At 66.9% G+C, this 21,530-nt stretch carries 14 protein-coding genes; 4 read left to right on the top strand and 10 right to left on the bottom strand.

Annotation, left to right across the window (positions count from 1 at the left end; genetic code table 11):
* Positions 1 to 123: 123 nt before the first annotated feature.
* The 4 genes from KK131_RS06275 to KK131_RS06260 all read left to right on the top strand — a co-directional run bounded on the left by KK131_RS06275 (position 124) and on the right by KK131_RS06260 (position 8,880).
* Positions 124 to 2,817, top strand: coding sequence for a TonB-dependent receptor (locus KK131_RS06275; RefSeq protein WP_345777208.1), 2,694 nt, complete (start codon positions 124 to 126; stop codon positions 2,815 to 2,817).
* Between the two features lie 204 nt (positions 2,818 to 3,021).
* On the top strand, positions 3,022 to 4,602 hold the full coding sequence (locus KK131_RS06270; RefSeq protein ID WP_345777209.1) for an efflux transporter outer membrane subunit: 1,581 nt from the start codon (positions 3,022 to 3,024) through the stop codon (positions 4,600 to 4,602).
* A 22-nt stretch (positions 4,603 to 4,624) separates the two neighbouring features.
* Positions 4,625 to 5,764 (top strand): efflux RND transporter periplasmic adaptor subunit, encoded by a 1,140-nt coding sequence (locus KK131_RS06265; protein WP_345777210.1) that lies wholly within the window; start codon positions 4,625 to 4,627, stop codon positions 5,762 to 5,764.
* Positions 5,761 to 8,880 (top strand): CusA/CzcA family heavy metal efflux RND transporter, encoded by a 3,120-nt coding sequence (locus KK131_RS06260; RefSeq protein WP_250887043.1) that lies wholly within the window; start codon positions 5,761 to 5,763, stop codon positions 8,878 to 8,880. Before KK131_RS06265 ends, KK131_RS06260 begins: the two co-directional genes overlap by 4 nt.
* A 31-nt stretch (positions 8,881 to 8,911) precedes the next feature.
* Here KK131_RS06260 and KK131_RS06255 read toward each other — a convergent pair whose 3' ends face one another.
* The 10 genes from KK131_RS06255 to KK131_RS06210 form a co-directional block, all read right to left on the bottom strand.
* On the bottom strand, positions 8,912 to 9,220 hold the full coding sequence (locus KK131_RS06255; RefSeq protein ID WP_214555814.1) for a hypothetical protein: 309 nt from the start codon (positions 9,218 to 9,220) through the stop codon (positions 8,912 to 8,914).
* Positions 9,217 to 9,885 (bottom strand): hypothetical protein, encoded by a 669-nt coding sequence (locus tag KK131_RS06250; protein WP_214555813.1) that lies wholly within the window; start codon positions 9,883 to 9,885, stop codon positions 9,217 to 9,219. The genes KK131_RS06255 and KK131_RS06250 overlap by 4 nt, the downstream gene beginning before the upstream one ends.
* A gap of 210 nt (positions 9,886 to 10,095) precedes the next feature.
* Positions 10,096 to 10,872, bottom strand: coding sequence for an N-acetylmuramoyl-L-alanine amidase (locus KK131_RS06245; protein WP_214555812.1), 777 nt, complete (start codon positions 10,870 to 10,872; stop codon positions 10,096 to 10,098).
* 5 nt (positions 10,873 to 10,877) lie between these two features.
* The gene (locus tag KK131_RS06240; RefSeq protein WP_214555811.1) at positions 10,878 to 11,927 is read right to left on the bottom strand and encodes a serine hydrolase domain-containing protein; all 1,050 of its coding nucleotides are present in this window, start codon (positions 11,925 to 11,927) and stop codon (positions 10,878 to 10,880) included.
* 28 nt (positions 11,928 to 11,955) lie between these two features.
* Positions 11,956 to 12,690, bottom strand: a complete 735-nt coding sequence (locus tag KK131_RS06235) for a M15 family metallopeptidase (RefSeq protein ID WP_214555810.1) — start codon at positions 12,688 to 12,690, stop codon at positions 11,956 to 11,958.
* Positions 12,687 to 14,258 (bottom strand): serine hydrolase, encoded by a 1,572-nt coding sequence (locus KK131_RS06230; protein ID WP_250887044.1) that lies wholly within the window; start codon positions 14,256 to 14,258, stop codon positions 12,687 to 12,689. The genes KK131_RS06235 and KK131_RS06230 overlap by 4 nt, the downstream gene beginning before the upstream one ends.
* Positions 14,242 to 15,456 carry a dipeptidase gene (locus KK131_RS06225; RefSeq protein WP_214555809.1) on the bottom strand — a complete coding sequence of 405 codons (1,215 nt, stop codon included), beginning with the start codon at positions 15,454 to 15,456 and terminating at the stop codon, positions 14,242 to 14,244. Before KK131_RS06225 ends, KK131_RS06230 begins: the two co-directional genes overlap by 17 nt.
* Positions 15,453 to 16,757 carry a diaminopimelate decarboxylase gene (lysA, locus tag KK131_RS06220; RefSeq protein ID WP_214555808.1) on the bottom strand — a complete coding sequence of 435 codons (1,305 nt, stop codon included), beginning with the start codon at positions 16,755 to 16,757 and terminating at the stop codon, positions 15,453 to 15,455. The genes KK131_RS06225 and lysA overlap by 4 nt, the downstream gene beginning before the upstream one ends.
* An 84-nt stretch (positions 16,758 to 16,841) precedes the next feature.
* The gene (locus KK131_RS06215; protein ID WP_214555807.1) at positions 16,842 to 19,877 is read right to left on the bottom strand and encodes a carboxypeptidase regulatory-like domain-containing protein; all 3,036 of its coding nucleotides are present in this window, start codon (positions 19,875 to 19,877) and stop codon (positions 16,842 to 16,844) included.
* A gap of 56 nt (positions 19,878 to 19,933) precedes the next feature.
* Positions 19,934 to 21,460, bottom strand: coding sequence for a transglutaminase domain-containing protein (locus KK131_RS06210; RefSeq protein ID WP_214555806.1), 1,527 nt, complete (start codon positions 21,458 to 21,460; stop codon positions 19,934 to 19,936).
* Positions 21,461 to 21,530 lie beyond the last annotated feature (70 nt).

Here is a 21,530-nt window from a genome sequence, read left to right as displayed (position 1 = left end):
CTGATGCCTGCGACAGCCCTGTCTCAAGCCACGCCAGGCAGCGCGCCCGCAACGCAAGAGTCGCAGGCAACGCAAGAGTCGCAGACGTCACCGCCGGATAAAACGGCGCAGACGCGCGACAACGTGGCCGATCTGGAGGCGGTGGTGGTCACCGGCGTACGCGCCAGCCTGGCGCGCTCGACCGAACTCAAGCGCGACGCCAGCACCGTGCAGGATTCGATCAGCGCGCTCGAGCTGGGCAAATTCCCCGACGACAACGTGGCCGATTCGCTCAGCCACATCACCGGCGTAGCCATTTCACGTACCGCCGGCGGCGAAGGGCAGAGGGTCAGCGTACGTGGCCTGGGCCCGGAGTTCACGCTGACCACCTTCAACGGACGCATCCTGGCCACCGACGGCGCCGGCCGCGATTTTGCCTTCGATGTATTGCCGGCCGACGTGATCAGTGGCGCCGACGTGATCAAAGGCGCCCAGGCCTCACTGACCGAAGGGGCCATCGGCGGCCTGGTCAACCTGCGTTCGGCCAGTCCGTTCGACCAGAAGGGCCAGCACGGCATCGTGCGCCTGGAAGGCGATCGCAACCTGATGTCCGAACTCAACGGAAGCAAGCTCTCGGCCACCTACAGCAACACCTTCGCCAACGACACCATGGGCGTGTTGCTGGGCGTGGTCTACGCCCATCGCAAGGATCGCACCGACATTGCCGGCAACGATGGCGGCTGGACCCGGAACCCGGATCCCAATGACCCCAACTGGTGGGGCAACGCCTGGGGCGGCAACATCGACCCCAACGGCAACGGTCAACTGGATCCGGACGAATACGGCCTGATCGCCCCAGGCCAGTTCCGGGTCGGCTCGATCATGGAGGACAAGAAGCGCAGCGCCTTCTCCGGCAAGTTCGAATGGCATCCGAGCGACAACGTGCGCATCGTGCTGGACGGCCTGAAAACGCGCCTCGATTCGCCGCACGTGGCCTATCAGCAATCCTACTATCCGCTGTTCTCGCCGGGTCGCTGGTCCGACATCACCGTGCAGAACGGCATCGTCACCGGCTTCACCATGAACAACCCGGATCCGGAACTGCGGCTCAATCCGGAACTGCTGAACCAGACCGAATACCGCGTGGTCGACACCGACCTCTACGGCCTCAACGGCGAGTGGAAGGTCACCCCCGACCTGACCCTGACCGGCGACCTGTACCGCTCCACCTCGAAGCGCCACTCCGGTGGCCAGGACACCTACGCCGTCCTGCGCATGAACCAGCCCAACACCGCCCGCATCACCCTGGGCCCGAATGCGGTGCCCAATGTCGATGTCCAGTTCGACGACGGCCGCGACCTTGCCAACGGCCTCGCCAACGGCCAGTTCACCGAGTCGGACTTCAACACGCATTACATGGAGCTGCGCGGCGACAACATCGAGGACAAGATCACCGGTGGCACGGTGGCCGGCAACCTGTTCGTCGGTAGTTGGGGCGTGGACCGCCTGCGCTTCGGCGTGACCCGCACCGACCGCAGGAAGTCGCGCGACCTGATCAACAACACCCTCAACGGCGGCGCCGACTACTACTCCGGAAACAATGCCATCAACGTGGCCGACCTGGGCGACGGAGTGATCTCGCACAGCTTCCACCTGCCGCACTTCATGGATGACGTGAACAGCAGTTTCCCGCGCAGCTTCGTGGCCTTCGACGTGCCCAACTACCTGGCCCGGCTGCAGGCCTACAACGGCCACCTGCGCCCGGACGGCTCGGCATACGACTATGCCCTGGCCGGCCCGCAGTGGAACCCGCTGCAAAGCTACCGGGTCCGCGAGAAGACCAACGCCTTCTACGTGCAGGCTGACATGTCGGGCGACCATTGGGATGGCGACGTCGGCGTGCGACTGGTGAAGACGAACACCAGCGCCCAGGCCTGGGACGCCAAGATCCTGAACATCACCAAGAACGGTGCGTTCAACTATACGGCGACGTACGCCGCCCCCACTCCGGTCGTCCAGGACGCCGACTACACCTTCCTGCTGCCTTCGGCGAATTTCACCTGGCACTTCACCGACCAGTTGCAATTGCGCCTGGGCGCGGCCAAGACCATGGCCCGCCCGCCGGTCGACCAACTGGCGCCGACCAACACCACCGCGAGCGTGTCGTGGGGCGAGTTCACCCAGGTCTACGGCGGCAACGCGAACCTGAAGCCCTATAGCGCGGCGCAGGGAGACATGTCGCTGGAGTGGTACTTCGCCGACCATTCCATCGCCAACGTGGCCGTGTTCTACAAGCGCATCAAGAACCAGATCACCACCAGCTGGGAGCCTGGCCAGGACATCGGCGTGCCGGGTTACCTGTTCAACGTCACGCGTCCGATCAACGGCGATTACGCCAAGGTCAAGGGCCTCGAGGCCGGCCTGCAGCACTTCTGGGAAAGCGGGTTCGGCGTGAGTGCTCAGTACACCCGCAACTGGTCGCGCAGTTGGGTGAACGGCGAGGAGCGCCCGCTCGAGGGCATCGCTCCGGCGACCTATTCACTGGGCGTGATGTACGAGAAGGGCAAATGGTCGCTGGGCGCCAACGCGGTCCGCACCGATGGCTTCGTCACGGCGGTCAACGTGATCGGCACCGGCTACAACACCCAGGCCGACGCGCTCACCTGGTTGACCGCGCACGTGACCTACGAGATCAACGACATGTTCAGCATCAGCCTCCAGGGACAGAACCTGCTGGACGATGCGGAGACCTACAGCATCAACGGCAACCCGCTGCTGTCGCAGGGCTATAACCGATATGGCCGGTCTATCAATCTGGGAGCGAGCCTCCGGTTCTAGACGGGGTTTGTACCGCGTCCCGACCAGGCACGCCGGTCCGGTTTGACCGGCGTGTCGCGCCAGCCGCCGGGCGCAAGTTTTTGCAGGGTTTCGCTGCGACTTGGTACGTTATATCGTTGCGCCACCGATCTTTTCGCCAAGACGTGTCCGCATGAACAACACCGGGTTCGAGTGCTTGCAGAGACCGTCGAACCGATGGTTGTGATGACCCGGCGAGTGCCGTCGGGGTCGCGCGCGACGGGGTCATCCCTGCGGCATCTGCTTGCTGCCGTCGCCGCATTGTCGATCGCCGGTTGCGCGGTGGGTCCGGATTTTCATAAGCCGGCCGCACCGGACGTCGGCAGCCTGAGCGCCGGTTCGCCGCCGGCCACGACAGGCGTTGCGAACATCGCGGGCGGAGAAGCCCAGCAGTTCGTCGCCGGCGGCGATATTCCGGCCGACTGGTGGACGCTGTTTCATTCGCCGGCGCTGAATGCGCTGATCGAACAGTCGCTGGCCCACAACCCCGACCTCAAGGCAGCGCAGGCTGCGCTGGCGGTGGCAAGGGAAAGCACGAAAGCTGGACGCGGCGCCTATTACCCCAGCGTCACGGTCGGCATGTCGGTCAGCCGCGAGCAGGATCCGCCCGGCGCGCTGGCGCCGGTGCCCAGCAACAACGCCTTTTTGTACAACCTGTTCACGCCGCAGGTCAGCATTTCGTATGTGCCCGATGTGTTCGGCCTGAACCGGCGCACGGTGGAGTCGCTCAAGGCGCAGCAGCAGGCGGTGCGCTTCCAGATGATCGCCGCCCGCATCACGCTGAGCAGCAACGTGGTGGCCGCGGCGGTGCAGCAGGCCTCGTTGCGGGCGCAGATCGAGGCGACCCGCGAACTGGTCGGCATCAACACCAACATGGTGGAGATCCTCAAGTACCAGTTGGACAAGGGCTATGCCGGCCGACTCGATCTGGCGGCGCAGGAATCGCAGCTGGCCCAGGTCAAGGCCGCGCTGCCGCCCTTGCTCACCCAACTCGCGCAACAGGACCATCTGCTGGCGGTGCTGGCTGGCCGCTTTCCCGGCGAGGCGCCGACAGAGAAGTTCGATCTTGCCAGCCTGCATTTGCCGCAGCAGCTTCCGCTGAGCCTGCCATCGGCGCTGGTGGCGCAGCGTCCCGACGTGCGCCAGGCCGAAGCGAACATGCATGCGGCCAGTGCGCAGGTCGGCGTGGCGATCGCCAACCGGCTGCCGAACATTTCATTGACCGCGAACGCGGGCAGCACCGCGCTGGCGATCAATCAGCTGTTCAAGTCCGGCACGGGTTTCTGGAGCCTGGGCGCGGATCTGGCCGCGCCGATCTTCCAGGGCGGCAGCCTGTTGCATCAGGAGCGCGCCGCCAGGGCGGCCTATGTCGAGGCGAGCGAACAATATCGCAGCACGGTGCTGACCGCGTTCCAGAACGTGGCCGACACCCTGGCCGCGCTGCAGCACGATGCGGAGGGGCTGCAGGCCGCCGCCACCGCCGCGGATGCGGCGAAGCTCACCCTGGACCTGTCGCAGCGCCAGTACAAGGACGGCTATGCCGGCTACCTGTCGCTGCTCGGCGCGGAACAGGGCTATCAGCAGGCGCGCATCGCCCTGGTGCAGGCGCAGGCAAGTCGCTACGCCGACACCGCGGCGCTGTTCCAGGCGCTGGGTGGCGGCTGGTGGCACGACGCGAACGATGGGCCGGCCGATGCCGCGCCGCCGCCGCCGCGGCTCTCCGATTCGGATCACGCCAGGACAAACCGGGACAGCGATGAAAAGTAGATCATCTTCTGCAACGCGCTTTGTGCCGCGACGTCGTGCGGCGTTCGTGCTCGCACTGAGCGCGCTGCTTGGCGTGGCCGGCTGTTCCTCGAAAGCGGAGCCGCAGCAAGCGGCTGCCGACGCGCCGCAGAACGTGACGATGACGCCGGCCCAGCGCCAGCACATCCATCTGCTCACGCTTGCGCCGGCCAGCTTTCATCGCGCGATCGAAACCATCGGCGTGGTGGATTTCGACAACGACCAGGCGACCAGCGTGCTGGCGCCATTCTCCGGGCCGGTGGCGCGACTGCTGGTGGCGCCGGGTGACAAGGTGCATCAGGGGCAGCCGCTGGCGCTGGTGGATTCGGCGGATTTCTCCACCGCGATCGGTGCGTACCGCAAGGCTTTGATCAGCGCGCAGAACGCACGCCGGCTGGCTGATGCGGACAAGGATCTGGTGCAGCACGACGGCGTGTCGCGGCGCGAGGCCGAGCAGGCGCAGACCGATGCCGCCAGCGCCGAGGCCGATCGGGATGCCGCGCTGCAGGCGCTGGTGGCGCTGGATGTCGATGCCGGCACGATCAAGGCGATCCAGGCGGGCCGCACGGTAGCGCGCGCGCAGGGCATCATTCGTGCGCCGATCGCCGGCACCGTGGTGGAAAAGCTGATCACGCCGGGGCAGCTCCTGCAGGCGGGCACCACGCCGTGTTTCACCGTGGCGGATCTGTCGAAAGTGTGGGTGATGGCGCAGGTGTCGGCCGCCGAGCTGGCGACGATCCGCGTGGGTGATCCGGCGCAGGTCGACAGCGGCATGCCGGGCGTCGAGTTGCCGGGCACGGTGGACCATATCGCCGCGGTGGTGAACCCGGATACCCGCGCGGTTGCCGCGCGCATCGTGGTGCCGAATCCCGATGACGTGCTGCGCAAGCAGATGTACGTGCGCGTGAGGATCCAGTCGCGCCAGGCCGACCAGGGTCTGCTGATGCCGGTGTCGGCGATGCTGCGCGACGACGAGAACCTGCCGTTCGCGTATGTCGTCCAGCACGATGGCAGCTTCGCGCGGCGGCACGTGACGCTGGGTCCGCGCAATGGCGACCAGTACGAAGTCAGGGACGGGCTCAAGCCCGGCGACCGGATCGTGGTCGATGGTGGTCTCTTCGTGCAGTTCATGCAGAACCAATGAGCGACCATCTGCCGCCCATGCCGCAGCGCGCGGCGTCGCTGATGAACCGGCTCGTCGGTGCCTCGCTGGCGCAGCGCTTTCTGGTCGCGCTGTTGGTGCTGGTGCTGGTCGGCGCCGGCGTGCATGCGCTGCGCCACCTGCCGGTGGACGCCTATCCGGACCTGTCGCCGCCCAGCGTCGAGATCGTCACGCAGTGGCCCGGGCACACCGCCGAGGAAGTGGAGCGGCTGATCACCGTGCCGGCCGAGCAGGGCATGACCGGCATTCCGAAAACCGACAACACCCGCTCGATCTCGCTGTACGGGCTGTCGGTGGTGACGCTCACGTTCGACAACGGCACCGACAACTATTTCGCACGCCAGCAGGTGTTCAACCGCCTCGGCGACCTCGACCTTCCCGACGGGGTGAAACCGTCGGTGTCGCCGCTGTCGTCGCCGTCGGGGCTGATCTATCGCTACGTGCTGCAAAGCTCCGATCGCTCGCCGATGGAGCTGAAGACGTTCGAGGACTGGGTGGTCGAGCCGCAATACCGCACCGTGGCCGGCGTGGCCGACGACTCCGGTTTCGGTGGCGGCAGCATGCAGTACCAGGTGCTGCTCGATCCGGCGAAGATCGCCGGAGTCGGGCTCACCGCGCAGCAGGTGCAGGCCGCGTTGGCCGCCAACAACGGCAATGCCGGCGGCGGCTTCTACTCGCAGGGCGGGCAGTTCTATTACGTGCGCGGCGTCGGCCGCCTGCAGACGCTGGAGGACATCGGCAACGTGGTGCTGGCGGTGCACGACGGCAACCCGGTGCTGGTCAAGGATGTCGGTCGCGTGGTGATCGGCATCGCGCCGCGGCTGGGCCAGTTCGGCTTCGAGAAGCAGGACGACGCGGTGGAGGGCGTGATCTCGCTGCGCACCGGCGAGAAGACCCAGGACGTGCTGAAGCGGGTCGAGGCGAAGACGAAGGAACTCAACGAGCGGATCCTGCCGAAGGACATCAAGGTCCACCCGTTCTACGACCGCAGCGACCTCGTCGCGGTGACCACCCAGGTGGTCAGGGACAACCTGCTGCGCGGCATGCTGCTGGTGGTAGTGGTGCTGATCTTCTTCCTGTACGACGTGCGCGCCGGGCTGATCGTCGCGGTCACCATCCCGCTGTCGCTGCTGGTCGCCTTCGTCGGCCTGGATCTGCAGGGCGCGTCGGCCAACCTGCTGTCGATCGGCGCGGTCGACTTCGGCATCCTGGTCGATGCGGCGGTGGTGATGGTGGAGAACATTTACCGCCAGCTCGCCGATCGCGAGGGCACGAAGTTCAACCTCATCGAGGTGATCCGCGATGCGGCCGCGGAAGTCGACCGTCCGCTGTTCTATGCGGTGGCGGTGATCGTGGTCAGCTTCCTGCCGATCTACGTGCTGTCGGGCCCGTCCGGTACGCTGTTCAAGCCGATGGCGGACACCATGGTGTTCGCGCTGGTCGGTTCGCTGGTGATCACCCTGACCCTGTTGCCGGTGCTGTGCTCGTGGTTCATGCGCAAGGGCGTGCGCGAGCGGCGCAACCGCGCGTTCGAGGCGATCAAGTCGGTCTACATCAAGGGCCTGGATTTCTGCCTGGCCCGCGTGTGGGCGACCACGATCGCCTCGGCACTGCTGCTGGTGCTGTCGCTGCTGCTGGTCCCGCGCATCGGCGCGGAGTTCATGCCGCACCTGGACGAAGGCGCGTTGTGGGTGCGCGCGACCATGCCGTACACCATCTCGTTCGACGAATCGGCGAAGATCGCCCCGCAGATCCGCGACATCCTGCGCGCGTTCCCCGAGGTCACCACGGTGGCCTCGGAGCTGGGCCGGCCCGACGACGGCACCGACTCGACCGGTTTCTTCAATGTCGAGTTCTATGTCGGCCTGAAACCGTATTCGCAGTGGACCGGCGCATACCGCACCAAGGCCGGGCTGATCGCGGCGATCAACCGGAAGCTGCAGACGTTTCCCGGCATCACCTTCAACTACACCCAGCCGGCCGAGGACGCGGTGGACGAGGCGGAGACCGGGCTGAAGAGCGCGCTGGCGGTGAAAGTGTTCGGTGCGGACCTGGACACGCTGCAGCAGAAGGGCAAGGCGATCAAGCACGTGCTGGAGCAGGTGCGCGGCATCCATGACGTGACCCTGGTGCAGGAGCTCGGCCAGCCCAGCCTGAGCATCACGATCGATCGCGCGGCGATCGCACGTTACGGCTTGAACGTGGACGACATCAACGGCCTGATCCAGACCGCGATCGGCGGCGACGTGGCGACCGAAGTGATCCAGGGCGAGAAGCAGTTCGACCTGGTCGTGCGGCTGGACCACCAGTACCGCGACAACCCCCAGGAAATCGGCAACATCCTGGTGGCGACGCCAGACGGCCAGCAATTGCCGTTGAAGGAGTTCGCCGATATCCGGGTGACCAACGGCGCCTCCTTCATCTACCGGCAGGACAACTCGCGCTACATCGGCGTGCAGTTCTCGGTGGAAGGGCGCGACCTCGCCGGCGCGGTGGAGGACGCGATCGGGCAGGTCAACGCGAAGGTGAAGCTGGCGCGGGGCTACCGGCTGGACTGGGGCGGCGAATACAAGGAATACACCGCCTCGCGCGCGCAATTGAATTTCATCGTGCCGCTGACGGTGGGGCTGATCTTCCTGCTGCTGTTCACCCTGTACAGCAATTTCAAGTTTCCCTTCATCACCGTGCTCGGCGTGGTGCTGTCGGCGCCGGCCGGCGGCATCGTCGCGCTGTGGCTGACCGGCACGCCGTTCTCGGTGTCGTCGGGCATCGGCTTCCTGGCGCTGTTCGGCGTCTCGGTGCAGACCGCGGTGGTGTACATCTCCTACGTCAACGAGTTGCGCCGCAGCGGTGTCGGCGTGGCCGAGGCGATCCGCGAAGGCGCGATCCTGCGCCTGCGCCCGATCATGATGACCGCGCTGGTGGCGGCGCTCGGCCTGCTGCCGGCGGCTCTGGCCACCGGCGTGGGCACCGACACCCAGCGGCCGTTCGCGCTGGTCATCGTCAGCGGCCTGTTCACCCGCCTGCTGATCAGCGTCTTCCTGATGCCGGCGTTGTATGCGCTGGTCGCGCGGCCGGACGACCGGCTGGAAGTGTGACCCTGGTGAAGCCGTGCCAGGGCACGCCGCGCTAACGCCAGAATCGCGACGACCACAGCACGATGGCGGTCAGTGCCAGCACGGTTGCCCATACCTTCTCGCGGCGATGGGTGGCCGTCGCCAACAGCGCCAGCTGGCTGGCGACGATGGCAGCCAGCAACAACAGCGCAAAGATCGCGCGGTCGCCGGAAGCGTCGTCGGGCGGCAGCGCCATCGACGGGTCCATCTGCTGCATCCATGCATACTTGTTGTCCGGCAGCGCGATGAAGACGAATACGCCCCAGCCAAACAGCGCCCAGGCGGCCAGCTTCGCGACGAAGCGGAACTTGCCCGCCTTCATCGCAGCAACGCGCTGAAACGGGGCCAGAACTTCACGATGAAGTTGCCGTAGCTCATGTTCTTCCTGATCTGCTCCAGCGAAAGCCCGATGCCGCGGTTGTACCTTGCGCCCGCGATACGAACCTGGTCCATGCCCAGGGCGGGCGGGTTCGTCTGCAAGCCGTCGTGATCGATCAGCATGCGCAGGTGGCGGGCGACGATCGCGATGTTGAAGACATCCTTCTGCAGGCAGTCAGCCAGGCTGCGCAGCTGGGCTGTCGACATGCCGGCCGGGTTCATGCCCATGGTCTGCGCGGCGGTGCGCAGCTGCATGCTGACCGCCCCGAACGATGTTCTGGCTGGATGATGGGTGACGGTCAGGTGCTGATCGACCCAGTTGGGTCCGCTCCAGTCGAATGAGCGGACATCGAAAGCGATGCCGTCGATCGAACTGGGGTCGCCGCCGACCTCGATCCAGCAGACCCCGGCGAGCAGTTCCGCCGGCATCGCATACTTCGCCGCGTTCGACTCGATCAGGGTCTTGTTGTGCCGAACCCATGCATCCTTGAATCGCTGTATGTAGGGGATGCCCCCGCCGGCACGTTCCGGCAGGAGCTTCCAGACAAACAGGTCCACCCATCCCCAGGCGGGTGAGTCATTCGATGCGGGGCACGAAAGATCCGTCATCTCGTGGTGCGTCCATCATGGCGTCATGCGCGGGAGCTGCACCGAGGGGTGGCAGCGATCGCAGCAGAATAGGCAGGTTGATCCGGCCTGACAACCGTGCCGGCCATTGCCTGCTCCGGTCGCACCGGCGATCCATGCGTGGGCCACCCGCGATGCCGACGGGAAGGGGCGATGGGACGTCGATTCCCGTTGGCGATCCAGCGAACGCTTTCAGTCCGCGGGCGTCTGGCCGCGTTCGATCGCCTGTGCCAGGTTGTACAGGATGCGCAGGTCCTGCGCGTCGAGCGCATCGCCTTCGCTGCCGCGGAAGTGATGGTGGAACGCACGCACCGCAGCGGCACGGTCTTCCAGCGGGTAGCCGACCAGGCCCAGCGCCATCCATGGGTCGAAACCGGCGGGGGGATCGACCAGTTCGCCCTGCGGCCACAAACCGAAGCCGGCGGCGGCCAGTTGCTGCCACGGGAACAGCGGGCCGGGATCGTCCTTGCGCGTGGGCGCGAAATCCTCGTGGCCGACGATCTGCGTGCGCGGGATGTGCAGGCGGTCGGTGAGGTCGGCGAGCAGGCGCAGCAGGCTGTCGATCTGCGGTTGCGCGAACGGCGTGGTGCCGTCGTTGTCCAGTTCGATGCCGATCGAGGCGGAATTGATGTCGGTGATCGTGCCCCAGTGTCCGGGGCCACCATGCCACGCGCGCAACTGGTCGGATACCAGCTGGTAGATGTGACCGTCGGCGCCGATCAGGTAATGCGAGCTCACCGGGCCGCCGCTGTTCTTCGTGCGCAGCGTGTCCAGGCTTTGCTGCACCGAGTGCTGGTTGGTGAAGTGCAGCACGATCAGCACCGGCCGGCGGATGTCGTGGTTCGGCGACGGCACCCAGGTCGCCAGCGGGTTGCGCGGCGGCAGCGGTGCGCAGGCGGCGAGCAGCGCGAGCAGCACGAGCAAGGACGCGCGGCGCGACAGGCGGATCGGCGCAAGCGGCTTTCCCATCGGGATCACTGCAGGTAGGGCTGGGCGATCGCCAGCGCGGTGCGGTACGGTTCCGGATCGTTGCGGTTGCTGAGCAGGATCACGGTGAGGTGCTGCTTCGGCCAGCGCACGATCACGTTGCGGAAGCCGATGCTCTCGCCGGAGTGCCACACGGTGTCGCCGGTGATGCGCCAGCCGTAGCCGTAGCTGGCCTCGTACGGCTCGCCGGTGACCTTCACGTGCGGGCCGAAGGCGAGCTTGCGCGAGGCGGCGCCGAGCAGGCGGTCGTCGTACAGCGCGGCATCCCACTTCGCCATGTCGTCCACCGAGGAATAGATGCCGCCGTCGCCGCGGGTGGCGCTGGTGACGCTCTGGTCGGTGCGCGTCCAGCCGCCGTTTTCTTCGCTGTAGCCGTAGGCGCGATTTTCCACCTCGGGTCCGCCGCGCACGTACATCAAGGTGTGGTCCATGTGCAGCGGCTGGAAGATGTGCTGCCTGAGGTACAGCGGCAGGCTGATGCCGGAGGCACGCTCCACCACCAGGCCCAGCAGCACGTAGCCGGAGTTGCTGTAGCGGTAGGCCGTGCCGGGCGCGAAATAAGTCTTCGGCGTGGCAGACAGCATCCGCAGCACGTCGTCGTCGCTGACCTGGTCGGTGGTGCCGGGCGGGATCAGGTCTTCGTAGTCGACCAGGCCGCCGGTGTGCGTGAGCAGCTGGCGCAGGGTGACGGTCGAGGTGCTTTCCGGCAGCGTGGGCAGCCAGCGGCGCACCGGGTCGTCGAGCTTGAGCCGGCCGCTTTCGGCCAGCAGCAGGATCGCTGCGGCGGTGAACTGCTTGGTCACCGAGGCCAGGCGATAGTTGGTGGCCGGCGTAGTCTTGTCGTCGTCCTCGAGATTGGCCAGGCCGTAGCTACGGCGGACGATCGGCTTGCCGTCCTTGAGCACCAGCAGCGAGGCGCCGGGGACGTCGCCGGTGTAGCGCTGCATCAGTGCGTCGGTCGGGTCGACCGGCTTGGTGCCGGAGGCGCAGCCGCCGAGCAGCAAGGTCAGTGCGAGGCCGGCAAGCAGTTTTGACATGGCGGAATTCCCCCTGTTCGTGGTGCGGTCATTGCACCGGCACGTCGTAGATCGTGTGCGGCGTCGGCTCCGGCGAGAGGGTGTAGTGCCACCACTCCATCGGATAGTTGCGGAAGCCTTCGCGCTGCATCGCGTCGCGCAGCAGCAGGCGGTTGGCGTGTTGCTGCGCGGTGACGTCGGGCGTGTCGGTGTGCGCGCGCACGTCGAAGAAGTCGAAATCCGTGCCCATGTCCAGCGGCTGGCAGTGGCTGCCGTCGGCGGCGCATTGCTGCAGGGTGAGGTCGATGGTGGCGCCGCGGCTGTGGCCGGAGCTTTCCGCGATGTAGCCGTGCAGGAGTTCCGACTTGTCCAGCCTGGGGTAGTGCTGCGGCTTGGTGCGCTGGTCGGCGAGGTCGTGCGCCCAGCGCACGAAGTGCGCCACCGCGCGGGCAGGGCGGTAGCAGTCCCAGATCTTCAGGCGCCGGTGCTGCGCGCGCAGCTCGTGTTCGACCTTCGCCAGCGCCTCGGCGACCGGGCGCAGCAGCAGGCAGGCCGGCGCGCGATAGCCGTCCGCCGGCGTGCCCATGAAGTTGTCGCTGCCGGCGTACTTGATGTCCTCGGCCATGTCCGGCACCAGGCTGCGGATGTCGACCAGGTTGGCCGCGGCGGCGGTCGTCGCCGGCGACAGGGTGGGCGGTTGCTCCTCGGCATGGGCGCGGCCGGTGGCGCCGAGGGCGACGAGCAAGCCGAGCAGAAGCAGGGGACGGCGGGTCGAAGTAGTCATCGGTGGCAACCCCCACGGCGCTGGAAAGCCAGGTCTTCGTAGTCGGAGCTGAAGTCGCCCTGCGGGTCGAGCTTGGCCATGCGCAAGGTGATCGGCTGGCTGGCGGTGGCCGCGTGGAAATCCAACCATGCATCCAGCTCTCCATCGTCCCAGTGCACCAGGTAGCGGTCGCCCAGGCGCATCACCGTGCCGGTCAGCGTGGGCGACTTCGCGGCGGCGAAACGCAGCTTGCCGTCGCGCGGGCACAACGAGACGTCGCCGAACCACGGGTCGCGGTATTCGCCGGTCCAGGCGGCCAGCTCCGCCGTGGTGGCCGGCCGTTGTGCGGAGGTATCCGGGGCGGTCGAGCCGGCGGGGCGCTGCGCGGCCTGCTGTTCCAGCGCGTCGGCATACCAGGCCACGTCGCGCGGTTCGTCGGGTGCGGTGAAGTGCTTGGTCAGCATCTCGCCGAGCACGGTGCGCGCGTCGTCCGCCTCGCCGTTGATCATGAACACGAAGCCGCTCTTGCGATCGGGCAGCAGCGCCAGCATCGAATACATGCCGTTCAAGGTGCCGGTGTGCCAGACCAGCCACTGGCCGTCGACGTCGGCCATGCGCCAGCCGTAGCCGTAGGCCATCACGTGGGTGTCGTCCCATGCACGGCGCTGTGCGGATACCGGGATCAGCATGTGCGGCGCCTGCAGCACGCCGCGCTGTACCGGCGACAGCCACTTCAGCTGCGCCGTGGTCGGCACCAGCCAGTTGCGCGCCCAGGCCAGCATGTCGGTGAGGTCGCAGCGGATGCCGCCGGCGGCGGCCGAGGTGATTGCGGGAATCGCGGCGTCTTCGGGTATCGCCACGTTGCGGCCGCCGTCGCGGCGATGCGGCGTGGCCACGTCGCCCACCGTGTCGCGGTTCCACGCGCCGACCTGGCAGCGGTCCAGGTGCAGCGGCGCGAACACTTCGCGGCGCATCAGCGTTTCGTACGGTGCACCGCCCGCGGCGGCGGCGACTTCGCCGGCCACCACGTAGAGCAGGTTGTCGTACTGGTATTGCGAGCGGAAGCCGTAGCCGGGCTTGATGAAGGCGAGGCCGTGGATGATGTCGGCGCGGGTGAACGCGTTCGGTTCCGGCCACAGCATCAGGTCGCCGCCGCCTTCGGGCAGGCCGCTGGAATGGGTGAGCAGGTCGGCCACGCGCATGTTCGCGGTGACCCACGGATCGTTCATGCGGAACTGCGGCAGGTACTTCGTCACCGGATCGTCCCAGCGCAGCTTGCCTTGATCGACGAGGCGGCCGAGCAGGGCGGTGGTCATTGCCTTGCTGTTGGAGGCGATCTTGAACAACGTGCGCGGGGTGATCTTCCGGCCCGAGCCGGCGACGGTTTCGCCCGCGGTGCGCGTGTAGACGACCTGCCCGTTCTCGATCACGCCCACCGCGATGCCGGGCAGGTGGTAGCGGGCGACGGTGGCGTCGACGATCTTGTCGAAGGCGGCGGTTTCCGCCCTTGGCGTGGCCGCGTGGACGAGCGTGCAGCCCAGCCCGAGTGCCGCGGCCAGCAGCAGGCGCGGCTTAATGGCGATCGGCATGGCGCTCGACCTCGCCCCACACGCGCAGCAGGTTGCCGCCCCACAGCTTGGCGATGTCGGCGTCGCTGAAACCGGCGCGGCGCAGCGCGGCGGTGACGTTGCGGGTTTCGCCGGCGTCCTTCCAGCCGGTGATGCCGCCGCCGCCGTCGAAGTCGGAGGCGATGCCGACGTGGTCGATGCCGGCGACCTTCACCATGTGCCGGATCTGCTTCACGTAGTCGTCCAGGGTGGCCAGCGGATATTTCTTCTGGATCTCGGCCATGCCGGCTTCCATCTCCGGCCGGTAGTCGTCGCTGTCGCTGTCGTATTCCTTCTCGCCGGCCTGCTTGGCGATGGCGTTCTGCAGTTCCTTCTCCGCGGCCTCGCGGCCCGGGTCCTTCTTCAGGAATTCCTTGTAGGCCACGGCGTCGATCACGCCGCCCCTGGCGGCGATCGCGCGCAGCAGGTCGTCGGGCAGGTTGCGCGGGTGGTCGAGCACGGCGCGCGCGCCGGAGTGCGAGGCGATGATCGGCGTGCTGGACACCTTCAGCGCATCGCGCACGCAGTTGTCCGAGGCGTGGGAGATGTCGACCATCATGCCGAGCTGGTTGGCGCGCTTCACCACGGCGCGGCCGAAGTCGCTCATGCCCTTGTCGCCGGCGCTGTTCATCGCCGGCTCGCCGTGCTCGGTGTCGGGCAGCGAGCTGGTGCACAAGTCGTTGTTGCCGACGTGAACCAGGCCGACCGAGCGCGCGCCGCGGTCGAACGCGGCGTCGAGGCGGCGGATGTCGTGGCCGAGCGAGTAGGCGTTCTCGATCTCGATCGTGGCCGAGAGCAGGCCGGCCTTGTGGTTGGCGAGCAACTGTTCGGGCGTGGTGGCCAGGCGGATGCGGTCCGGATACATCATCAGCATGCGCCCGATGCCGTCGTATTTCTGGCTGGCCTGTTTCACCGCCTTGGCGTAGCCGGCGGCGTCGAGCTTGTGCTGCGGCACCCAGACCACGAAGAACGCCGCGTTCAGGCCGCCGCGTTCCATCTTGCCCAGGTCGACCAGCAGGCGGGTGTCGTGCCCGACGTCGAAACGCGGCTCGCCCATGTAGTTGAAGGGGATATCGACGTGGGTGTCGATGGTGATCGGCGGATCCTGCTGCGCTTGCGCGGGCAGTGCACCGGCGAAGCTCAAGGCGGCGAGGAGGGCGAGGCGGACAGTCGTGTTCATGGCGTTTCCCAGTTCCGGGCCGGCTGTTCGCCGGCGATCATTTCCTCGAAGTGCTGGCGCCGCCGCACCACGGCGTAGCGGCCCCGCTGCAGCAGTACCTCGGCAGCCAGCGGCCGCGAGTTGTAGGTGGAGGCCATCGACGTACCGTACGCGCCGGTGGCCTTGATCAGCAACAGGTCGCCGGCCGCGCATTCGGGCAGTTCGCGTGCGCGGGCGAAGGTATCGCCGGTCTCGCACACCGGGCCGACGATGTCGTAGGTGGCCATGGGGCGCGGCTCGTCCGATACCGGCACGATGTCGTGCCAGGCGTCGTACAGGCTGGGCCGCTGCAGGTCGTTCATGGCCGCGTCCAGCACCAGGAACGTGCGTTCGACGCCGGGCTTGATGCGGATCACCCGGGTCAGCAGCACGCCCGCTTCGGCGACCAGGTAACGGCCCGGCTCCAGCAGCAGGCGGCCGCGGAAGCCCGCCAGCGCCTCGCGGATCACGCCTGCGTAATCGGCGGCGGCCACCGGCCGGTCCACGCCGGCGCGATAGCGCACGCCCAGCCCGCCGCCGACGTCGATGCTGTTGACCGGGTGGCCGGCCCGTTCGAGTTCGCGCCAGAACGCGGCGACCCGCTGCAGCGCGAGCCGGAACGGTTCGACGCTGAGGATCTGCGAGCCGATGTGCACGTGCAGGCCGTCGAGCTGCACGTGGGTGAGCCGGCTGCGTTCGGCGAACCAGCGGCGCGCCTCGTCGATGCCGACGCCGAACTTGTTCTCCGACTTGCCGGTGGAGATCTTCGCGTGGGTCTGTGCGTCCACGTCGGGGTTGATGCGCACGGCGGCGCGCGCGGTCACTTCCTGCGCGCGGGCCACGCGCTGCAGGGTGTGCAGCTCGTCCAGCGATTCGACGTTGAAGCGCATGATGCCGACGTTCAGCGCGCCGGCGATCTCGTCGGCGCTCTTGCCGACGCCGGAGAACACGATGCGCTCGGCCGGGATGCCGGCGTTGAGCGCACGGCGCAGTTCGCCGACCGAGACGATGTCGGCGCCGACGCCGGCATTGGCCATCAGCTGCAGGATGGCGAGGTTCGGGTTGGCCTTGACCGCGAAGCAGATGGTGGCATCGAGCCCGGCCAGCGCGGCCTGCAGCTCGTCGATGCGCTGCCTGATCGCGCTCGCGGAATAGGCATGGAATGGGGTGGGAATGCGTTCGGCCAGCTGTCGCAGGTCGACGCCGTCGAACATGCCATGGGCACTATCCGTTTCCCGGGTGATTTCCTGCGTTGCCGGGCGGCTCGTCGTCTGCGTGGACATGGGCTCGTTGTCAGTGGTTTGTTGTAGTGGTACCGGAAAAAAGAGCGGCCCGCCACTCGGGCGGGCCGCGATCGGGGAGGACGATCAGAAGTTGATGGACATGGTCAGCTGGGTGAAGCGCGGCGACTGGAAGCCCAGCGGCTGGCGGAACGTCGGATTGAGCTGGCCGACGCCGGTATCGTTTCCTTGGTCGTCAATCACGTCGCCGATGTCGGTCTGCAGGTCCTGGTCCACTCGGGTGGTGCGCTTCTGGTTGAGCAGGTTGTAGACCGCCAGCTTGACCCGGAACTCGCCGCCGTTGAACGGCCGGATGTAGCTGATGCCGGTATTAAGCGTGAAGGTCCACGGCAGGCGGCCGTACTTGCCGCGCGGCGAGCGCTCGTAGACGCGATCCTGGAACGCCGGCGCATTGCAGTTCTGCACGCAGATGTAATAGCTGTGATAGGGCTCGTTGCCTTCGAATGGATTGCCCACGCCGAAGCCGGTGATCGGTCCGCCGGAAGCCGCATTCACATCGGCGCCGAATTGCCAGTGCGGGGTGAGCGCATAGGTGCCGCGCAGCTTGAACTGGTGGCGGCGGTCGTTCGGCAGGTAGCCATTGCCGCCCAGGTTCACGAACGGATCGTCGAAGTTCTCGGTGCGGCCGGTGTCGTCGAAATTGGTGTCGGAATTGACCGGACCTTCCGCGTTGCCGCGGTTCCACGACATTGTGTACGAGGCGTTCATCGACCACTTCTCGTCCCACGCGCGGTTCAGCTGCAGCTCGACGGCGGCATAGGTGCGTTTCGGCTTCACCCAGCCGCGTTGGCCCAGGTAGTTGCCGTCGGAGTCGTACATCGCCCAGCCTTCCTTCGAAGTATCTACAGTGAGGTAGCCATCGGCGGTACCGTCGCAATTGGTGTCGCCCCACACGGTGACCTTCTTGCCCGGGTTGGCCATCACCCAGCCGATGTAGCCGTTCTCGCCGCACTGCGAGGTGGCGCTGATCTCCATGTCGTCGATAGCATTGTGCAGGCGCCGGTAGGTGGCGCTGGCGCCCCACGACCACTGCGAAGTGATCAGCTGCTGGAAGCCGAGAATCGCCTCGTCCTGGTAGACCGGATCCATGTTCTTGTCGACCTCGGAGCGCAGGTCGCCCACGGTGCCGTCACCTTGCGAGTCGTCGACCGCGCCGATCTGCGGCCCGAGCTTCGGGATGGCGTACTCGACGCCGTTGAGGGTCTGGTAGTCCCAGCCGTCGAACGCGTAGTAGGTGCGCTCGTCGAGCAGGCCGCCGGCCTGCTTGATGTTGATCACGTTGGCCACCGGCAGGTAGTAGCGGCCGAGATTGCCGAACACCTTGGTGCTGCCGTCGCCCTTCATGTCCCAGGAGAAGCCTAGTCGCGGCGCGATCTGCCTGCTCATCTTGATATAGCTGCGGCCTGCGGCATCCTGGTTGTCAAAGCTGTCGTTGCGCACGCCGGCGTTGAGCACGAGGTTCGGCGTGACTTGCCAATTGTCCTCGATGTAATAGGCGGCGTTCTTGGTCGTGAACGTGCCGGAGATCTCGTAGCGGCGCGCGCGCACGTACGCGTCGTAGCCCGCCGGCACCACGCCGCCGTTGGAGATGGTGGAGCCGGCGCTGGCGGCATACAGGTTGTAGTAGTACGCGCCCGGCCCGGCGTAGTGGCGGTTGTAGTCGGAGGTATCGTTCTCGTGGTCGTAGCCGAAACGCAGCAGGTGGTCGCCCAGCGTCCATTCGAAGTCGGCGCGCGCCTGCTTGCGGGTGTCGTTGCGTTCGTACACGGTCGAGCTGCTGGTGCAGCCCAGCTGCACGCCCGGGTCGTGGATCTGCATGAACGCGTTGTTTGCCGAGACGTAGTTGCAGTCGATGTCCAGCTGCGAGCGGGTGAAGGCCTCGCGCTCGTTGCGGCCGTACATCAGCTTCATCGACAGGTCGTTGGTGAGGTAGCTGGTCCAGGTCAGCGCCCAGTTCTTGCCGCCGGTATCGCTGAACACCTTGTTGGTCTTGGTGCCGATGGTGTTGGTGTCGTAGTCGTAGCTGTAGACGTCGCCGGTGTTCTTGTTCTTGTCGGAGAACGCCATCAGCTGCAGCGCGTTGCTGTCGGTGATGTTCCAGTCGATCGTGGTGCCCCAGAAGCCGGTATCCGAGTTGTTGGAGGTCAGCGAGTTACCGGCGTTGTTGGTGTTGCGCGGGCTGCTGCCACGGGCTTCGTACATGGCGAAGATGAACAGCTTGTCCTTGACGATCGGGCCGGACGCCCAGACGTTCGTTTTCACCAGCGAGTCCTGGTCGCGGCTGGCCGTGAGGTAGCGTTTGCCGTCGGCGTCGTAGTGGTCGTCGGCACGTGAGTGCCAGTTGCCCGGCTCCAGGGTGATCTCCATGCCGCCCTTGAATTCGTTCGTGCCCGAGCGCGCCACGGCGTTGACCACGCCGCCGGTGGTGCGGCCGAACTCGACCGAGTAGCCGCCGGTCTTGACCTGGAACTGGTCGTAGAACGCGAACGGCGCCTCGGAGAAGCCGTTGCGGTTGTAGAAGTCGGTGACGTTGAGGCCGTTGACGTAGAACGCGTTCTCGGCGATCGACGAACCGCCGAAGGAAATGCCGCCGAAGCCGGCATTGCCCTTGACCACGCCCGGCGCGAGCAGCGCCACCGAGGTGACGTTCTGGTCGACCGGCAGGCGCACCAGGTCGGCGCGCGAGACGATGGTGGCCGATTCGGTGGAGCTCACGTCGATCACCGGCAGCACCGAGCCGGTAACGTTGATCGTGGCCAGGCTGGTCGCGCCCTCCGCCCCCAGGTCCACCGTGGTGGTGGTGCCCAGCGCCACCGTGACGCTACGCGTCGGGCCCACCTGCTGGCCGCTGCTGCTTGCGCTGATGGTGTATTGGCCCACCGGCAGGAACGGGAAGCGGTAGTTGCCGTTGTTGTCGGCCGTGATCGTGCGGGTCAGGCCGGTGGCCGGATTGGTCACGACCACGGTGGCGCCAGCCTGGGTGTGGCCGGCCACCGAGCCGTCGTTGTTGGCCGCGTATGCCTGTGGTCCGCCGAAGGCGGCAAGCGCCAGTCCGAGCGCCGTGCCAAGTACGGTCCTGCGCAATGTCCGGGTGTTGCTCATTTCCCCATCTCCCCATCGACGCCGTCGATGCCATGTTTATGAAAAGCTGCCAGTAGTTATTTGCCGCTGCGTCCGTGCGTCGCTGGCAGGACCTGCCAGTCGAAGTCGTAACCCAATTGGTCGAAATAGATGTTGCCGCCGCGCCACTCGGCCTCGCCGCGTTGCGAGTCCACGTCGTCGGAGCGGAAGTGCCGCTTGGACGGCTGGAAGCGGCGGCCGTAGTCGTCGTTGAAGGCGATGCGGTAGTTGTCGAGCCCGCCCAGGTAGAACCATTCCAGCGACTTGTCGTCGCCCGGGCCGGGCTGCAGGCGGCCGGTGGTGACGTCCATCGGCACCCAGCCGTACGGCGCCAGGTAGAGATAGCCCCAGTCGTGGATGTTGCTGTAGCCGCTGCCGTCGTCGGAATACACCATGCCCGACTGCCAGCGCGTGGGGATGCCGTTGAGGCGCAGCAGGGTCATCAGCAGCAGGGTCTGCTGGCCGCAGTCGGCGTGGCCGGCGTGCAGCGCGTAGTCGCTGATGTTGGAGATCGTCGAGTACTCGCGCGCGCCGGCCCACGGAATCTTGTCGACTGCGGCGAACAGCTTCTGCGCGATGCGGTAGGGATTTTTCTCGTCGCCGACCGCGTCGTGCGAGAACTTGCGCATCGCGTCGGTGAACACGATGTGCGGCGCGCGCTCGGCCACGAACGGGGCCAGTTCCGGCGTGATGGTTTCCGCCTGCACCCGGTCCGGGTCGATCGCGTGGTACTGCGCGGACAGGGTCAGCTCGTAGGTGACCGAGAACACCGTCTTCTGGCCGGCCACCGCGGGTTTTTCCAGGTACACCGTGCGCTGCATGGCCGACTCGGGCGCGATTCGGTGTTGCGCCGGCACGCTGGCGACGTAGCGGATGTCTTCCTGCTGGCCCGGCACCGCGCGCGGGTATGGAATCCACGCACGCACGGTCTCGCCGGCGGGCACGGCGTCGGCGTCCACGGTCAGCGTCTGCGTCATGCGCAGGCGGCGCGGCAGCACGCTGCTGCGGTGTTCGGCCAGTGCGGTCTTGTAGATCGCGCGCTGGTGGTCGTTCAGCGCTTCCATCGGGCCGTCGCCGATCGGCGTCTGCACGGCGCGCCGCGCGACCGCTTCGGGGCTGAGCCGGAACAGGTTGCCGGGCGAACGCTTGAAGTACAGCGTCCTGCCGTCGATGACCTGGTGCTCGAACAGGCCGGCCGCGTTCCACTTCGCGAACTCGGCGTCGCCGAGGTCGGGAATCTGCTTGCGCACGCGCGCCTTGACCTCGTCGGCGCTCAGGGTGAAGTCGAGCAGGATGCGGCGCATGCGTTCGCGCTGGAACGCGAGCGCGTTGCGCGTGTCGGCGGACAGGCCGGGCTGCGCCAGGGCGCCGGTGATCGCCGCGTCGGCCGCCTTGAAGTGGCCGGCGTCGATCTGGGCGATGATGGGGGCGACCGCCTTGCCGTCGGCGCCGTTGCCGGCGAACGCGAGCGGTGCGGCGAGCAGCAGGGCGAGCAGGGACGCGACGACGCGCAAGCCACGTGCATGGCGGCGTACTTTGGGTGCGACAGGTAGCAACGTATCCATCGACAAACGTCCCCGCAACGAATCCCCTGAAACCGCTGTGTAACACGCTTGCAAATGCCGGTCAATAATT

The sequence above is a fragment of the Rhodanobacter sp. LX-99 genome (assembly GCF_018599185.1).
In the GTDB taxonomy this organism is placed as follows: Bacteria; Pseudomonadota; Gammaproteobacteria; order Xanthomonadales; family Rhodanobacteraceae; genus Rhodanobacter.
This window is presented reverse-complemented; position numbering and strand designations above follow the sequence as displayed.

Bases quoted from the DNA above. Each gene is read 5' to 3' on its own strand.
- KK131_RS06245 (WP_214555812.1), bottom strand. From the start codon at position 10,872: ATGGGAAAGCCGCTTGCGCCGATCCGCCTGTCGCGCCGCGCGTCCTTG.
- KK131_RS06250 (WP_214555813.1), bottom strand. From the start codon at position 9,885: ATGACGGATCTTTCGTGCCCCGCATCGAATGACTCACCCGCCTGGGGA.
- lysA (WP_214555808.1), bottom strand. From the start codon at position 16,757: ATGTCCACGCAGACGACGAGCCGCCCGGCAACGCAGGAAATCACCCGG.
- KK131_RS06260 (WP_250887043.1), top strand. From the start codon at position 5,761: ATGAGCGACCATCTGCCGCCCATGCCGCAGCGCGCGGCGTCGCTGATG.
- KK131_RS06270 (WP_345777209.1), top strand. From the start codon at position 3,022: ATGACCCGGCGAGTGCCGTCGGGGTCGCGCGCGACGGGGTCATCCCTG.
- KK131_RS06235 (WP_214555810.1), bottom strand. From the start codon at position 12,690: ATGACTACTTCGACCCGCCGTCCCCTGCTTCTGCTCGGCTTGCTCGTC.
- KK131_RS06240 (WP_214555811.1), bottom strand. From the start codon at position 11,927: ATGTCAAAACTGCTTGCCGGCCTCGCACTGACCTTGCTGCTCGGCGGC.
- KK131_RS06255 (WP_214555814.1), bottom strand. From the start codon at position 9,220: ATGAAGGCGGGCAAGTTCCGCTTCGTCGCGAAGCTGGCCGCCTGGGCG.
- KK131_RS06215 (WP_214555807.1), bottom strand. From the start codon at position 19,877: ATGAGCAACACCCGGACATTGCGCAGGACCGTACTTGGCACGGCGCTC.
- KK131_RS06230 (WP_250887044.1), bottom strand. From the start codon at position 14,258: ATGCCGATCGCCATTAAGCCGCGCCTGCTGCTGGCCGCGGCACTCGGG.
- KK131_RS06225 (WP_214555809.1), bottom strand. From the start codon at position 15,456: ATGAACACGACTGTCCGCCTCGCCCTCCTCGCCGCCTTGAGCTTCGCC.
- KK131_RS06210 (WP_214555806.1), bottom strand. From the start codon at position 21,460: ATGGATACGTTGCTACCTGTCGCACCCAAAGTACGCCGCCATGCACGT.